This is a genomic window from Nitrobacter sp. TKz-YC01, assembly GCF_047824785.1.
Taxonomy (GTDB): Bacteria; Pseudomonadota; Alphaproteobacteria; order Rhizobiales; family Xanthobacteraceae; genus Nitrobacter.
Genome location: NZ_CP181167.1, coordinates 3,094,086 through 3,108,469, shown reverse-complemented (window position 1 = coordinate 3,108,469; position 14,384 = coordinate 3,094,086). Strand labels below are relative to the sequence as shown.

Below are 14,384 nucleotides of genomic sequence, written 5' to 3'. Positions count from 1 at the left end.
GCCGCTACGCGGTCAACGCGCGCTGAAATCGGAACCGAAGGTGTTGAAGCGGACGCGGCGAGAGCACCGTGCGTATTCAGGTCTTCCCGGCTTTCCGTTTCGTTGTTTTGGCGGATTTTTTCTTCGGCGTTGCGGCCTGTTCGGTCGCGAGCCTGTCGGCCGCCCGCCGCATCGCGCGTGCATAGCTGTCGGCGGCGTTGTCGGCGGACATCTGCATCCGCTTTGCGGCGGCTGTGCCTTCCTCGAAGGCGTGCTTCGCCATCTGCCGCAGGCGCTGCCTGCCCGCGGCGTCCTTCGCCTTGGCGGCGAGGGCGAGATAGCGGTCGCGCCGCGCCTTGACTGCACCGATCAGGCTTTTGTGCTGCTGCTTCGCGAGCCGCCGGATGATGACGTCGAGATCGGCGTCCGCCATGGAGGGTGCCCCCGCGCGATGATGTGATGAGAAAATCGCTTCATGCTTAGAGCATGACCCCGAAAAGTGAAAATCGTTTTTTGGATAAGATCATGATCAATCAAAAAAGATAATGCTGGCTTCTGATTCAACGACGGTTGAATCAGAAGCCAGCACGCGGCGAGAAGTGTCGCAATCGCGGGATCGTTTTGACACGCTGTTGCTTTTGAGATCGAAAAACAAGTCTCAATGCCCGCTCATGACCAGCGTCTTGACGGGAAGTACAAGGGCTTGGATGCGCAACAGCATGGCATGCACGATCCCCACGGCGTCTACGGCGTGGAGCGCGAAGCGCTTGAAGGCACCGGTATCTTTGACGCGATCTGGTCGTGGTTGCTGGTGTAGGCGTTGACGATGCAACTGCTTCCCGGTGTGATGCCCTCCAGGCCGCCTTTGTAGAGCGGCTCGAGGAAGACGAGAATCGAGCCTGGACGCAGAGTTTGCCCCGCCTCGACGAGCTGCTCGCCGCCCCGGAACTGACCCGCCGCGATGTAGTCCTGTACGCTGGTGATCACCATCGGAACAATGGTCCACGGTTTCGAAATGCAGGTGGCCTCCGCCACCATTCCGACCTTCATCACCTGCGCTTCGATCTGGCCGAATCCCGCCGACAGGGCCCGTTTTCCCGCGCCCTCCGGGATCAGGATTCCCGCCGATCGCATCATCGGGTTGACGATGTCGCCAGGCCGTAACAAAAACTGCTCGACGCGTCCGTCAACGCCGGCGCGAATGTAGGTCTTGTCGAGATCAACCTGCGCCTGTGCCAGCGCCGCCTCGGCGCTGGCCTTCTCCGCGGGAAGAAGCGATGTCATGCGGGTCATCGCGGATTGTTTGGCCGCATTGGCGGCATTGACGGTGCCCTCCCGTCCCGCGAGCAGGACCTCGAGTTTCTCGATGTCACGTTGGGGGACGATCCCCGGATTGCGCCTTTGCAGTTCGCGCTTCACGTTAAGCTCGTCGGACGCCTGTTTGTATGCGCTTTTGGCTTCTTGGATCTGGGCATCCGCCTTGATGATATCGACCTGTGCAGCGCCAAGCGCGGCATCCACCTCAGCGATCTTGCGCCGAGCGGTTTCCAGCGCTGCGTCCTGTTTCGTGCTGTCGAGCTTGAAGATCACGTCGTTCTTTTTCACAGGCGCGCTGAAATCGACACGAACCTCGGCCACCCGCCCGATTGTCTCGGGGATGATCGGGACGGTCCTGAAGTACAGGGTCGCTGTCGTCGTCGAGGGATGGAAATAGAAGATCACCGTGATCAGAGCGACCGTGAGCATCAAACAGGCGGTAATGCCCCACCTCAGCTCGAACCAGACGGTGTAGAGCGTGATTTCGCGGCCAAGCCGCTTTCCCTGTGCGTAGCGCCGGTAAAGATAATCGGGGACGATCGTCAGCAGCGAACAGAGCAGCAGTTCAAGCATGACCCGGCAACCCGCTAGCGCCGGCGTCATCCTCGCCGGGTTCCTTTTTGTCGGACGCCTTTGCCAAATCCGGTTTCGCCAAATCCGGTTTCGCCAAGTCTGGTTTCGCCAAGCCAGGTGCGACGGCGGTCGCGATATCGTGCGGCGGTCGGGGTGCCTCCGCGCCCGGCTGGACGCCGGCAATTGCCGCCACGGAGCCTGCGATGCTGCGCAGCGGGGTGCTGAAATCCGGCAAGTCGATCATCGCCAGCAACAGCCCCGCCACCCAGAACACATGCATGTGGGTGAACAGCGCCAGTAAGCCGAGAACGGCGACGATCTCGAACTGCAGCTTTTGGGATCTGTGCGCCATCCGCTCCGGCAGGGTATGTAGCCGCAGATAGATATTGCCGACCGCCAGAACGGTTCCAAGCAGGATGACGCCCACAACCACCATCAAGACATCCGTATCACCGGGCGCGGTAATGAAGGAGGGAAGATCGTGGGGGGCGTTTGGATGAAGCAACTCGCTCAAGCGGTCCTCCATTCCGGAAACAACCAACTGAAAAAGTTTAGCCGGCATTTGCCGAAGGTTGGCATCATTGCACAGGCTTGGAATTTGGCAAGTACGGTAAGCTGCGGCGGCATTTTGCGGCGTCGGTAGCCGTCATGTCGAGAGCACGGTGAGCTTTTCGTGATTGTTTGGCCGACGGCGCCCGGTCACCTCTTCTTCCACCCGCCTCGTTTTCCCGGTGCGCCGCCGGTCGAGCGGGGGCTGGAGCCGAACTCCGGGCCGGCTTCACGCGATGAGGTCGGCTGATAGATGCGGCTTTCCGTTCCGGGGCCCATTTCATCCAGCGTAGGCTTGCGCGGTTTCGGCCGAGCGTCGGTCGGCTTGACCTCGTGCCAGGTGGCGATGCCCATCTCGTCGAGCGAGGGCTTGTGGACTTTCGAGGTTGATGAGCCACGTTTGCCGAACTTGCCGGCTGCCTTGCCTTGCGCCGCCTTGTCGAGACGCGCCGGCAGGTTCGCCGCGTCGCCATACTTCTTGTTGCCGGCGTAGCTGCCGGCCTTCGCGGCGACGCCGCGCTGCTTGATGGTGGGATCGTCGACCACCGCAAGCTCGGTGGCGCGCAGCCGCTTCACCTCGTCGCGCAGCCTTGCGGCCTCCTCGAAGTTCATGTCGGCGGCGGCTTCGCGCATCCGCGTTTCCAGATCGGAGAGCACCGCCTCGAAGTTATGGCCGATCGCGATCGCGTCGTCGGCCAGAAAACCTGAGCCCGCGCCGTCGCCGATTTCCACCAGCACATGGTCGCGCTCGTAGACGCTGTTGAGGATGTCGCCGATGGATTTCCTGACGCTCTCCGGCGTGATGCCGTTGGCGGTGTTGTATTCCACCTGCTTCTCGCGGCGGCGGTCGGTCTCGGCGATGGAGCGCTGCATCGATCCGGTGACCTGATCGGCATAGAGGATCACCCGGCCTTCGACGTTGCGGGCCGCGCGGCCGATGGTCTGGATCAGCGAGGTCTCGCTGCGCAGGAAGCCCTCCTTGTCGGCGTCGAGGATGGCGACCAGCGCGCATTCCGGAATATCAAGACCCTCGCGCAGCAGGTTGATGCCGACCAGCGCGTCGAACGCGCCGAGCCGCAGGTCACGGATGATCTCGATGCGCTCGATGGTGTCGATGTCCGAATGCATGTAGCGGACGCGGATGCCCTGCTCATGCAGATATTCGGTGAGGTCCTCTGCCATGCGCTTGGTCAGCACGGTGATGAGCGAGCGGTAGCCCTTCGCCGCGGTGGCGCGCACCTCGCCGACGAGGTCGTCCACCTGCGTGCGCGCGGGACGGATGTCGACCGGGGGATCGATCAGGCCGGTCGGGCGGATCACCTGCTCGACGAACACGCCGCCGCTTTCGTTCAGCTCCCATGCGGCGGGGGTGGCGGACACCGCGATCGATTGCGGGCGCATCATGTCCCATTCCTCGAAGCGCAGCGGCCGGTTGTCCATGCAGGAGGGCAGGCGGAAGCCGTATTCGGCGAGCGTCGCCTTGCGGCGGAAGTCGCCCTTGAACATCGCGCCGATCTGCGGGATCGAGACGTGGCTTTCGTCGGCAAACACCAGCGCGTTGTCGGGGACGTATTCGAACAGCGTCGGCGGCGGCTCGCCCGGGCGGCGGCCGGTGAGGTAACGCGAATAGTTCTCGATGCCGGCGCAGCTTCCCGTGGCCTCCATCATTTCGAGGTCGAAGGTGGTGCGTTGCTCCAGCCGCTGCGCCTCCAGAAGGCGGCCCTGCGCGTGCAGTTCGTCGAGCCGCTGCTTCAGTTCCACCTTGATGTTCTTGATCGCCTGCACCAGCGTCGGACGCGGCGTCACATAGTGCGAATTGGAATAGACCTTGATGAAGTCGAGTTCGTCCTGCTTGTGGCCGGTGAGGGGATCGAACTCCTCGATGCTTTCGACCTCGTCGCCGAACAGGTTGACGCGCCAGGCCCGGTCCTCGTAGTGCGCCGGGAAAATGTCGATGACATCGCCGCGCACGCGAAAAGTGCCGCGGGTGAAATCGGCGCTGGTGCGCTTGTATTGCAGCGCCACCAGATCGGCGATGAGCTGGCGCTGGTCGATGCGCTCGCCGCGCTTCAAGGCGAAGGTCATCGCGGTGTAGGTCTCGACCGAGCCGATGCCGTAGATGCACGAGACCGAGGCGACGATGATGACGTCGTCGCGTTCCAGCAGCGCACGGGTCGCCGCATGGCGCATGCGGTCGATCTGCTCGTTGATCGAGGAATCCTTCTCGATGTAGGTGTCGGTGCGGGGGACGTAGGCTTCGGGCTGATAGTAGTCGTAATAGCTGACGAAGTATTCCACCGCGTTGTCGGGAAAGAAGCTCTTGAACTCGCCGTAGAGCTGCGCCGCCAGCGTCTTGTTCGGCGCAAGAATCAGGGCAGGGCGCTGCGTCGCCTCGATCACCTTGGCCATGGTGTAGGTCTTGCCGGAGCCGGTGACGCCAAGCAGGACTTGTGTGCGGTCGTTGCGCTGGATGCCATCCACCAGTTCGCGGATCGCCTGCGGCTGGTCGCCTTTGGGCTGATACTCCGACCTGATCTCGAAGCGCACGCCGCCTTCGCTTTTCTCGGGTCGCGGCGGGCGGTGCGGCGTCCAGAGTTTCAGCGAGCCGTCGCCCGTCTTGAATTCGGGCCGGCCGTCGCGCAGCAGCGCCTCCAGCGATTCCGCCGTCGCCTTGACGCCGAGGCCCTCCATCTTGCTGCGCGGTGGTCGCGCCAGGGCGTCTTCGTCGTCCTCGGCGGTGGGAAGGCCCAGCTGTCGCGCCAGTTCGGGATCGAGCGTCGGAATAGTGGCCGATGTGCCGTAGTTCGGGGTCGCGAACTCCGATTGCGGCGCTTCGTCGAAGCCGCTCCCCTTCTTCACCTCCCCCTTGAGGGTAGAGGGTGGACCCGCCGCATCCCGTTTCGCGGTCGCATCGCTCTTGCCGCGCGTTGATCTTCGGGCGCGATGCGCCGCGGCCTCGCCGCCGGAGCGGCGGTCCCACGAATTGTCGGGCGGGGGTTGCAGACCGGTTCCCGACCCGAGACCGGCATCGCCGCGGTTGATGGCCGGATTGAGCAGGTCGGCCAAGGCCGGCCCGATCGGCTGCACGTCGGGACGATGCGCCTTCGATTTCGAGGTTTTGGACTTTTGTGCGCTCGGCAGTCTACCGGATTGTTGCGGGGGATCGGGAGTCTTCGCCATGCAAGGCAATATGGGGCGAATCCAGCGCGCACGAAAGGGCGCAATCACACGGATGCGCACCGATGCCGCGATCACGTCTTGGGCGATAATGACTTTGGCGATGACGACCTCGACACCGCCGTTCGCAGGCAATCGCGGCACAGGCAATCGCCGCCGTCGGTGGGCATCGGCAGCCGCCCCGCCTCCTCGGCGCACCAGCAGTTCCCGGACGGATCGCAAGTGAATTCCGTCCCGCACCCGGAACATAGGAGGCGGCGAACGGCTTGCTGTCCGGTCCGGCGTGTCATGGGAGCATTCTCAGGCCGGGTGGATCGATGCGCAACCATACTTCGGGATCGATGCGCATGAAATCCCGGCCAGAGGATTCCTTCGGCGGCGAGATTATTCGGCCGCGCGAAGGCGATGGACCGGGAGCCGGCGGTCGCCGCCGCGTAGCGACAGATAGTAGTCGGCATCCGCCGGATCGTCGGTGCGGCGAATCAGATCGGTCACCGGCGTATAGCTCAGCATCCGGCCGCCGTCCGGAAGCGCCGTGCAGATGAAGCGCAGCACCTCGCCGTTTCTGAGTTTAATGTTTATCGGGGTCGGGTCGCCCGCGCGCACCATGCTGACGCGCTCGGCGATGAAATGGCTAAGTTCATCTTGCGGCAGTTCAAATGCGCCGGTATCGCGGCCATGATACATCAGTGCGATAAACGGCGGCCTGCTGTCGGCCTTCTCATCCGGGAGCGAAAAGTAATGCCGGAATGCGCGGTTGATGAACTCCGCGCGGGTATCCGCGTCGAGCATGACGATTCCGATGCCGGTCTGGTCGAGGGCCGCGGTCAGCCGTGCTGCTGTCGCGTGCCGCTCACGCTCCCGTTCGAGCGCATTCATCATCCGCGAGCGCAGCAAGCCGGTGATCAGGGCGGCGCCGCTGGCGGCCAGGGTCAGCAATCCGAGATGCAGAACGATGGAACCGTCAGCCACCGCCGCGTTTTCATTCTTCAGAAAACCCGCGGAGACCAGAACAGCTATGGCTGCGCTGATCAGGCCGGAACCTGTCCCACCAAGCGAGCCGGCGAGTGCGACGACACAGATATATAGTGCTGACAGGTTCGGAACGGCGGCGAGGTCGTGATCGGCATAGATGGACGCGCCTGCGATCAGCATCGCGAGAGCCGGGCCCAACATCATTCGCCAGTCGATGCGCATCACCGTTCCATGATACCGAACGAGATTAAATCCGGTTCGATGACAAGTGGTTGCACGATCGCAAGGTTTTTACCGCCAGCGTTAACGGCGTCTAACGCGGCAGAATGCGATTTGAAACGAATGCCCCGTCCCTTGTGCGGCGTCTGGCGAGGCCGTTGTCAGGGACTCATGTGCGAGATGAGAGGTTCAATGAACAACCGAAGCCTTCCGTTGATGCTGATGATCGCACCCCTCTCCATGCTCGGCTCCGGCGCCGCCCCGGCCCAGGACGTTCCCGGCATTGAGATATGCACCGTCGAAAAGAAGATGGAGCGGCGAACGAGCTGCCTGCAGAGCAATATCAATTTCCTGCAGGCCTCACTCACCCGACAGGTCACTGACAGCAGCAGGAAGATCGACGCGGCCAACCGGCAGATACAGGTGCTTGAGAGCACGGTTGCCGATTTGCGGAAGGCCGTGGCCGAACTTCAGGCGGCGAGCAGGAAGCAACCGCAGCCGCCGGCGAAGGATGACAAAAAAACGCCGGCGAAGGAGGAGACAAAGCAGGAGACGAAGTAGTTCAGGCGGCTTGCCCGGCTTCCTTGCAGCCGCCTGCATCTGTCCCGCCGCGCGATCGCGACGTGAAGTCAGGCAAAATTGCTTTTGCAAATTTCGCCGCGATCGCGCAAATGGCGGTACAAGGAACGGAGTAAGCTATGCCCTGGCTGCAGCCGGTCACACTCGAAGGACCTCATGCGCGGCTCGAGCCGTTATCGCAGGAACATCGCGAAGCCCTTGTGGACGCGGTAAAAGACGGCGAAATCTGGAAGATCTGGTACACCTTCGTTCCGGCGCCGGAGAAAATGGAGGCCGAGATCGAGCGGCGGCTGTCTCTGCAGGCAGCCGGAACCATGCTGCCCTTCACGGTGCGGGATGCGGAGGGACGAATCGCGGGCATGACAACCTACATGAACGTCGATTCCGCAAGCTGTCGCGTCGAGATCGGTTCGACCTGGTATGCGAAGCGCGTTCAGCGCACGGCGGTCAATACCCAGTGCAAGCTGCTGATGCTCACCCACGCGTTCGAGAAGCTGAATTGCATCGCCGTCGAGTTCCGTACTCACGTCTTCAATCATGTCAGCCGGCGCGGCCTCGAGCGGCTCGGCGCCAAGCAGGATGGCACCCTGCGCAATCGGCAGATGTCACCAAACGTGACGCTGCGGGACACCGTCGTCTACAGTATCCTTCCCGGTGAGTGGCCGAAAGTGAAGGCGCATCTCTCCTACGAGCTCAATGAAAAGCGTCGATAGGTCCGCCGGTCTCATCACGCGAGCGGACCTGTTGCTGACGTCTGATAAGAGTCTTTCACCGCTTCATGGAAACGGTGAAAGACTCTATCTATCTTTATGTTTTACGCGTTTTCTTCACGCGAACCGGATCCATCCTTAGGGCTCAAGCCCGAGGACATGCTTCGCTCGAAAACGCTATTAGAGCGGCGGCCGGTCAAATGGAATCAGCGCCGCCGCTCTAGTTAATTGATGGAGCATCGGATTTATCCCGAAACCGGTTCCCACTTTCGGGTCCGATGCTCTAGCCTGATGATGGACTTCGCAATGGCCTCCACCCTCGACGACCCTCTTGTCTCCACCGAATGGCTGGCCGCGCATCTCGGTGAGGTCAAGGTCATCGATGCCTCGTTCAAGATGCCCGGCGTGCTGCCACCGGCGGTCGATGATTTTCATGCCGCGCATATTCCGGGCGCGGTGTTTTTCGATGTCGATGCCGTATCGGATCGTGCATCGCCGCTTCCGCATATGTATCCTGATGCCGCGCAGTTCGCGCGCGATGTCGGCACGCTCGGGATTTCCTCGAAGGATACGGTCGTTGTTTATGACAATGGCGGCTGGCTTGCCGGGCCGCGGGCGTGGTGGATGTTCCTGTCGTTCGGCCATGACGATGTCCGGGTGCTTGACGGCGGCCTGAAGAAATGGCGGGCGGAAGGCCGTCCCGTTGAATCCGGCAAGGTTTCGCCGAAGCCGGGCCACTTCACCGCGACCTTCGATCCGCTTTATGTGCGCGGCAAGGCCCAGCTCGTGGGCAACCTGTCCTCACGCCGCGAGCAGCTGGTCGATGCGCGGGCGGCGGCTCGCTTCACGGGCGCGGTGGCGGAGCCGAGGCAGGGCTTGCGTTCAGGTCATATCCCCGGCAGCCGTAACCTGCCGTACACCGCGTTGCTCGATCCCGCGAGCGGCGTCATGAAACCGCCGGACGAAATTCGCGCCGCGTTTACCCGCGCCGGCGTGGATTTGGCAAAGCCGATCGTCACCACCTGCGGCTCGGGGGTTTCAGCCGCGGTGCTGACGCTGGCGCTCCACCGTCTCGGCGCGAGGGGGGCGGCTCTCTACGACGGATCATGGTCGGAGTGGGGCCTGGAGGAGGGACCGCCGATCGCCACCGGACCCGCCTGAAAATAACCCCTGAAACGACCCCGCGGCTATCGCGTTTTCGAGCGAAGCGGAATCCGGTTCGCGTGAAGAAAACGCGTTAAATCACAATCATGGACTCCGCCTCTGATTCATCAAAAGCGGAAGGGTTGCCCGTGATCAAAAGGCTGCCGTGATCAACGATGTGAGTGGCGGGTCTTATGGCGGTGGCGATGGCGATGGGAGTGCCGCTTGGCGGCGCGCGACTCCTTTGCGGACGAGCGTTTGGTAGCCGACGGCACGGGATCGCCCGCCTTCGCGGCCTCCGCGGGACGTTGGCTTGGCAGGGGTGGTTTGAAGTCATCCTTGACCGGAGATGTCGTGGCTTCTCCGACCTCGGCTGTTTTGCCGTCAGTCGGGGAGGCTTCGCTTTTCGCGGCAGGGGTCGTGGTTGCGCTCGGCGGCTTGACGGCTTCGCCTGCTTTGACGGGCGTCTCGTCGCCTGGGCCTGTCACCGGCTCCGATGGCTCCGGCGCGGCCGCGTTGACGGGAGGGGTCGTGCCGGCCGCTGACGGGGAGGCGACGGGGCCTGATGGCAGCGGAGAAGCTGCCGGCGCTTCGTCGGCCGAAATCGCTTCGGCCGGAGTCGCTTCGGCCGAAGTCGCGGGCGTGTCTGCGGTGGGCGTGGCCGGAGGCGCATCCGTTGCTGGCGTGATGGCTGTCGGCGCGCCGGTTTCCTGCTGTGCGTCCGGCGAGGCCGCCTCCGCGCTCTGTGCGTCGCGCTGGCTTGCTTCCGGCGTGGTGGGCTCGGCGGCGGGTTTATCAACCTGTAGCACGGCCAGCGTCGGCTGTTGGGTTTCTCCGGATCCGAACGTGACGTCGGGCGTCTGTTTGAGAGGCAGGCTTGCGAACTCTTCGTGGGTTGCTCGCAGCAAAGCCGCGGCCCCCAGGCCGAAGATCAGCATCGAGATCGTCAGCGTGATCGCGACGAATAAGGAGCGAAAGCCGGGTAGCATGAGCAGGTTTGCGCCTTCCCGCGTGTCTTCTGACGATAATCCGCTATCAACGCGACTGCATTACGGGGCAGATCGCCGAATCAGAGTGTGCCCAGAATACAGCAAGGGGCTCGCTTGCGCGCCCCAAAAACCGCCTCCCGCAAGCCTCGCCGGGACGTTTGCGGGAACAGGCGAGGCCAGCCGGTGATGCCCGAAGGTCACGGTTCGCCGCGATCCGCGAATTATGACCGTTTCAGGAGGCTTTTGGCGGAATCGTCTTGAATGCGCCGCGATCCTGCGCGATGTCGCCGTTAACGATCCGGTGTCTAGTTGGATTTATACAAGGGCGATGATGATCAAACGCATTCTGACGGTTTTTGCGGCGATCGCGGCAGGGGCAGGGGGAATCTCGTTAGCCTCGGCGCAGGGATATCCGCCGCCGAGCCCGATCTATTCCACGCCGCCCTCCGCCTATCCGGGTGAAGACGACCGTTCAGGCGCGGTCGATGCGCTTCCCGGTTTCGATCCGGCCGACGATCAATCGATGCAGCGGCACAACTCCGTCGAGTTGCCGCCGCCCGGCCCCGTGATGTCGCCGGACGATCCGCGCTACGGCAGCCCCGGTTCCTCGCCGGTCTATTCGAATCGCGAACCTTCGCCGGGTCCGGTGATGTCGCCCGACGATCCCCGTTACGGGCAGCCCGGTCCCTCGCAGTATCAATATCCGACGCGCGCGCCGCAAACGGTCGCTTCGACCGGCGGACCGGATGCCGGCTTCAGGCCGCCGGCTCCAGTGGGCGCGGACGGCAAGCCGACGCCGATGTCCGCGCTGCCGCCGGATGAGCAGCCGGAGGTCGATCAGGGCGGTGAGAAGCAACTGCCGGAGAGACTGCGCCGCAAGGAAGTCAGTTTCTCCACCAAGGAGCCGGCGGGCACCATCGTGGTCGATACGTCGAACACGCACCTGTACTATGTTCTCGGCAACAATCGCGCGATCCGCTACGGCGTGCGCGTCGGCCGCGACGGCTTCACCTGGGCCGGCGTGCAGAAGATCAGCCGCAAGGCGGAATGGCCGGACTGGCATCCGCCGACCGAAATGATCGAACGCCAGCCGTATCTGCCGCGCTTCATGGCGGGTGGTCCCGGTAATCCGCTGGGCGCGCGCGCCATGTATCTCGGTTCGACGGTCTATCGCATCCACGGCACCAATCAGCCTTCGACCATCGGCAAGTTCGTGTCGTCAGGCTGTATCGGCATGCTCAACGAGGACGTGTCGGATCTGTTCGATCGCGTAAAGGTCGGCACGCGCGTTGTCGTGCTGCCGGGCGGTCCGCCGCGCACGGACACGACCGCTTCCACTACTCAGCCGGCTCCGGCCTCGTCGAGCGCGACGCCGAATCCGCTGCCGCCGCGGACGGCGAGCCTGCCCGGAACTCAGCCGACCTCGGTGCCGCCGCTGCCGGAACCGGTAACGATCCGGTAGCCCCCGATTCGCGCCCACGGACGACGCGGGGGCGTAACGATGTCGCCTGCGCGGCTTCTCCTGACGGGGACCGGTGTTCATCCTCGGGGCAAGCCCGAGGACATGCTTGACTCGAAAACGCTTCCGCTTACCGCAGCGCGCGGACCCGTGCGCCCTTGAGCCACGTGGCGATGGTCTCGACCATCTCGATGTAATAGTGGCCGTAGTTCTGCGTGACTTCGCAGCCGGGATGCGACGGCCTTGAGTGACGATCGGGCCCGCGCCGAGGATGATCGGGGCCTGGCGTTCTCCGCGACAAGGAATTGGGTCGGAAATCGGCCATCAGATGTTCCTTCGTCCTGCTTCGCCGATCGGCGTGGCGATACGCGATGTTAGGTGGCGCTGACTTCGGCTGCGCGGCCCATTCATTGGAGCGTTTTCACGCGAACCGGATTCCACTTCGCTCGAAAACGTCTAGGAGCGGACCGGCGGTTGCCCGCCGTGCTTGGCCCGCCAGGCCGGTCCGGGTCCGCGCATGTAATGCAGTTCGGGCCGGTAGGAGTTGAACGTGATTGCGATGAACTCGCGCCATCGCGCGCGAATGCCGTGAAGCCGTCCGCGCTGATGATCCTGCTTTTCGGTCCGGTCGGAGGCTGACGCCGATACGCTGGTCGCCATGATGTTACTGCCTTGATACTGTCTGGTTGGGCCGCGAGCTTCCTGACCGTCACGATGCTCGTCTCGCCATTCTTCACCGATTCAATTAAAAGGCGGTTTGAATGAGACGAAACGGAGTGTTGCTTTCGTCAACCTTTCTGTGTGGTTAAGGCAAGGTTGCCCTTTCGCCGCCGCGCGGCTACATCAGCGGACAGCAAACTTTCCAGAAACCAGCGTCCCTGAATTCGAAGTCCGGCCCTCGCGGCCTGTTCAGCGGCTTTGGCTTCAAGAGGCGCAAACTTTCGGTCGGTCGGCGTGCGGCCCGGTTGAGAGGTTTTCCTGACGGTCTCGCCGCAAGGCGGAAGAGAACGTTCTGAACGCCACCGCCGCGACCTTTGGATATCACGCAGTTTAGGAATCACGATGGCGCGCCAGTTCATCTACTTCATGCAGGGCCTGACCAAGGCTTATCCGACCCGCAAGGTGCTCGATAACGTCCATCTGTCGTTCTATCCCGACGCCAAGATCGGCGTGCTCGGCGTCAACGGCTCGGGTAAATCGACGCTGCTGAAGATCATGGCCGGCCTCGACAAGGACTACACCGGCGAGGCCTGGGTCGCGGAAGGCGCCCGCGTCGGCTATCTCGAACAGGAGCCGCAGCTCGATCCCGCCAAGACCGTGCGCGAGAACGTCATGGAAGGCGTCGCCAAGCAGAAGGCGATCCTCGATCGCTACAACGATCTCGCCATGAACTATTCGGACGAAACCGCCGACGAGATGACGAAATTGCAGGACGAGATCGAGGCGCAGGGCCTCTGGGATCTCGACAGCAAGGTCGATCAGGCGATGGACGCGCTGCGCTGCCCTCCCGATGACGCCGATGTGACGAAGCTCTCCGGCGGCGAGCGCCGCCGCGTCGCGCTGTGCAAGCTGCTGCTCGACCAGCCGGACCTTCTGCTGCTGGACGAGCCGACCAACCACCTCGACGCCGAGTCTGTGTCGTGGCTCGAAGGTCACCTGCGCAACTATCCGGGTGCGATCCTGATCGTCACTCACGACCGCTACTTCCTCGACAACGTCACAGGCTGGATTCTCGAACTCGATCGCGGCCGGGGCATTCCTTACGAGGGCAACTACTCCTCATGGCTCGTGCAGAAGCAGAAGCGGCTGGAGCAGGAAGGCCGCGAGGACGCCGCGCATCAGAAGACGCTGGCGCGGGAGCAGGAATGGATCGCGGCCTCGCCGAAGGCCAGGCAGGCGAAATCCAAGGCGCGTTACCAGCGCTATGAGGAGTTGCTCGCCAAGGCCAGCGAGAAGCAGACCCAGACCGCGCAGATCATCATCCCGGTTTCCGAGCGGCTTGGCGCCAACGTCGTGGACTTCGAGGGCTTGTCGAAATCATTCGGCGATCGCCTGCTGATCGATGATCTGACCTTCAAGCTGCCGCCCGGCGGCATCGTCGGCGTCATCGGCCCCAACGGCGCCGGCAAGACCACGCTGTTCCGCATGATCACCAAGCAGGAGACGCCGGACAAGGGCACGATCACGGTCGGCGAGACGGTGCAACTGGGTTATGTGGATCAGTCCCGCGACGCGCTCGACGGGTCGAAGACCGTGTGGGAGGAGATTTCCGGCGGCACCGATCAGATCCTGCTCGGCAAGAAAGAGGTCAGCTCGCGCGCCTATTGCTCGGCCTTCAATTTCAAGGGAGCCGATCAGCAGAAGAAGGTGGGGGCGCTGTCGGGCGGCGAGCGCAACCGCGTGCATCTTGCCAAGATGCTCAAGTCCGGCGCCAACGTGCTGCTGCTCGACGAGCCGACCAACGATCTCGACGTCGACACGCTGCGCGCGCTGGAAGAGGCGCTGGAGGATTTCGCCGGCTGCGCCGTGGTGATCAGCCACGACCGCTGGTTCCTCGACCGCATCGCCACGCATATCCTGGCCTTCGAGGGCGACAGCCACGTCGAATGGTTCGAGGGCAACTTCCAGGACTACGAGAAGGACAAGATGCGCCGGCTCGGTCAGGACAGCGTCATCCCGCACCGGGTGAAGTACAAGAAGCTGACGCGGTGAGCG

13 protein-coding genes and 1 pseudogene are annotated in these 14,384 nt (G+C 63.1%); 5 read left to right on the top strand and 9 right to left on the bottom strand.

From position 1 onward, the window contains the following. Positions 1-76 precede the first annotated feature (76 nt). From ACMYR2_RS14830 to ACMYR2_RS14805, 6 genes and pseudogenes are all read right to left on the bottom strand, one after another. A complete protein-coding gene (locus ACMYR2_RS14830; protein WP_347265137.1) occupies positions 77-412 on the bottom strand; it encodes a hypothetical protein in 336 nt (111 codons plus the stop codon). 225 nt (positions 413-637) lie between these two features. Continuing rightward, a pseudogene (locus ACMYR2_RS14825) lies at positions 638-1,869 on the bottom strand (HlyD family secretion protein). Further along, positions 1,862-2,383 carry a hypothetical protein gene (locus ACMYR2_RS14820; protein ID WP_416193233.1) on the bottom strand — a complete coding sequence of 174 codons (522 nt, stop codon included), beginning with the start codon at positions 2,381-2,383 and terminating at the stop codon, positions 1,862-1,864. The pseudogene ACMYR2_RS14825 and the gene ACMYR2_RS14820 overlap by 8 nt, the downstream one beginning before the upstream one ends. 185 nt (positions 2,384-2,568) lie before the next feature. Further along, on the bottom strand, positions 2,569-5,598 hold the full coding sequence (gene uvrB / locus ACMYR2_RS14815) for an excinuclease ABC subunit UvrB (RefSeq protein WP_416193232.1): 3,030 nt from the start codon (positions 5,596-5,598) through the stop codon (positions 2,569-2,571). A gap of 71 nt (positions 5,599-5,669) precedes the next feature. Further along, positions 5,670-5,885 carry a hypothetical protein gene (locus ACMYR2_RS14810; protein WP_347264226.1) on the bottom strand — a complete coding sequence of 72 codons (216 nt, stop codon included), beginning with the start codon at positions 5,883-5,885 and terminating at the stop codon, positions 5,670-5,672. Positions 5,886-5,979: 94 nt separating this feature from the next. Beyond that, a complete protein-coding gene (locus tag ACMYR2_RS14805; RefSeq protein WP_347264225.1) occupies positions 5,980-6,792 on the bottom strand; it encodes a PAS-domain containing protein in 813 nt (270 codons plus the stop codon). Between the two features lie 189 nt (positions 6,793-6,981). Between ACMYR2_RS14805 and ACMYR2_RS14800 the strand changes: the two genes are divergently transcribed. The 3 genes from ACMYR2_RS14800 to sseA all read left to right on the top strand — a co-directional run bounded on the left by ACMYR2_RS14800 (position 6,982) and on the right by sseA (position 9,239). Continuing rightward, positions 6,982-7,350 (top strand): hypothetical protein, encoded by a 369-nt coding sequence (locus tag ACMYR2_RS14800; protein WP_347264224.1) that lies wholly within the window; start codon positions 6,982-6,984, stop codon positions 7,348-7,350. 137 nt (positions 7,351-7,487) lie between these two features. Further along, positions 7,488-8,081, top strand: coding sequence for a GNAT family protein (locus ACMYR2_RS14795; RefSeq protein ID WP_347264223.1), 594 nt, complete (start codon positions 7,488-7,490; stop codon positions 8,079-8,081). A 303-nt stretch (positions 8,082-8,384) separates the two neighbouring features. Next, entirely contained in the window at positions 8,385-9,239 is an 855-nt protein-coding gene (gene sseA / locus ACMYR2_RS14790) for a 3-mercaptopyruvate sulfurtransferase (RefSeq protein ID WP_347264222.1), read from the top strand. A gap of 152 nt (positions 9,240-9,391) precedes the next feature. On the opposite strand, the gene ACMYR2_RS14785 is transcribed toward sseA, so the two are convergent. Continuing rightward, a complete protein-coding gene (locus ACMYR2_RS14785) occupies positions 9,392-10,210 on the bottom strand; it encodes a hypothetical protein (protein WP_347264221.1) in 819 nt (272 codons plus the stop codon). Between the two features lie 331 nt (positions 10,211-10,541). On the opposite strand from ACMYR2_RS14785, the gene ACMYR2_RS14780 reads away from it, so the two are divergent. After that, entirely contained in the window at positions 10,542-11,672 is a 1,131-nt protein-coding gene (locus ACMYR2_RS14780; protein WP_416194108.1) for a L,D-transpeptidase, read from the top strand. A gap of 127 nt (positions 11,673-11,799) precedes the next feature. Here the strand turns inward: ACMYR2_RS14780 and ACMYR2_RS14775 are convergent, their stop codons facing one another. After that, positions 11,800-11,994, bottom strand: a complete 195-nt coding sequence (locus ACMYR2_RS14775) for a hypothetical protein (RefSeq protein WP_347264219.1) — start codon at positions 11,992-11,994, stop codon at positions 11,800-11,802. Positions 11,995-12,125: 131 nt separating this feature from the next. Then, positions 12,126-12,329, bottom strand: a complete 204-nt coding sequence (locus ACMYR2_RS14770; RefSeq protein ID WP_347264218.1) for a hypothetical protein — start codon at positions 12,327-12,329, stop codon at positions 12,126-12,128. Between the two features lie 402 nt (positions 12,330-12,731). On the opposite strand from ACMYR2_RS14770, the gene ettA reads away from it, so the two are divergent. Then, positions 12,732-14,381 (top strand): energy-dependent translational throttle protein EttA, encoded by a 1,650-nt coding sequence (gene ettA, locus ACMYR2_RS14765; protein ID WP_347264217.1) that lies wholly within the window; start codon positions 12,732-12,734, stop codon positions 14,379-14,381. Positions 14,382-14,384: the final 3 nt, after the last annotated feature.

What these genes read in the sequence shown, in the direction of transcription:
- ACMYR2_RS14830 (WP_347265137.1), bottom strand. Translation starts at nt 412, where the DNA reads ATGGCGGACGCCGATCTCGACGTCATCATCCGGCGGCTCGCGAAGCAG.
- uvrB (WP_416193232.1), bottom strand. Translation starts at nt 5,598, where the DNA reads ATGGCGAAGACTCCCGATCCCCCGCAACAATCCGGTAGACTGCCGAGC.
- ACMYR2_RS14810 (WP_347264226.1), bottom strand. Translation starts at nt 5,885, where the DNA reads ATGACACGCCGGACCGGACAGCAAGCCGTTCGCCGCCTCCTATGTTCC.
- ACMYR2_RS14805 (WP_347264225.1), bottom strand. Translation starts at nt 6,792, where the DNA reads ATGCGCATCGACTGGCGAATGATGTTGGGCCCGGCTCTCGCGATGCTG.
- ACMYR2_RS14800 (WP_347264224.1), top strand. Translation starts at nt 6,982, where the DNA reads ATGAACAACCGAAGCCTTCCGTTGATGCTGATGATCGCACCCCTCTCC.
- ACMYR2_RS14795 (WP_347264223.1), top strand. Translation starts at nt 7,488, where the DNA reads ATGCCCTGGCTGCAGCCGGTCACACTCGAAGGACCTCATGCGCGGCTC.
- sseA (WP_347264222.1), top strand. Translation starts at nt 8,385, where the DNA reads ATGGCCTCCACCCTCGACGACCCTCTTGTCTCCACCGAATGGCTGGCC.
- ACMYR2_RS14785 (WP_347264221.1), bottom strand. Translation starts at nt 10,210, where the DNA reads ATGCTACCCGGCTTTCGCTCCTTATTCGTCGCGATCACGCTGACGATC.
- ACMYR2_RS14780 (WP_416194108.1), top strand. Translation starts at nt 10,542, where the DNA reads ATGATCAAACGCATTCTGACGGTTTTTGCGGCGATCGCGGCAGGGGCA.
- ACMYR2_RS14775 (WP_347264219.1), bottom strand. Translation starts at nt 11,994, where the DNA reads ATGGCCGATTTCCGACCCAATTCCTTGTCGCGGAGAACGCCAGGCCCC.
- ACMYR2_RS14770 (WP_347264218.1), bottom strand. Translation starts at nt 12,329, where the DNA reads ATGGCGACCAGCGTATCGGCGTCAGCCTCCGACCGGACCGAAAAGCAG.
- ettA (WP_347264217.1), top strand. Translation starts at nt 12,732, where the DNA reads ATGGCGCGCCAGTTCATCTACTTCATGCAGGGCCTGACCAAGGCTTAT.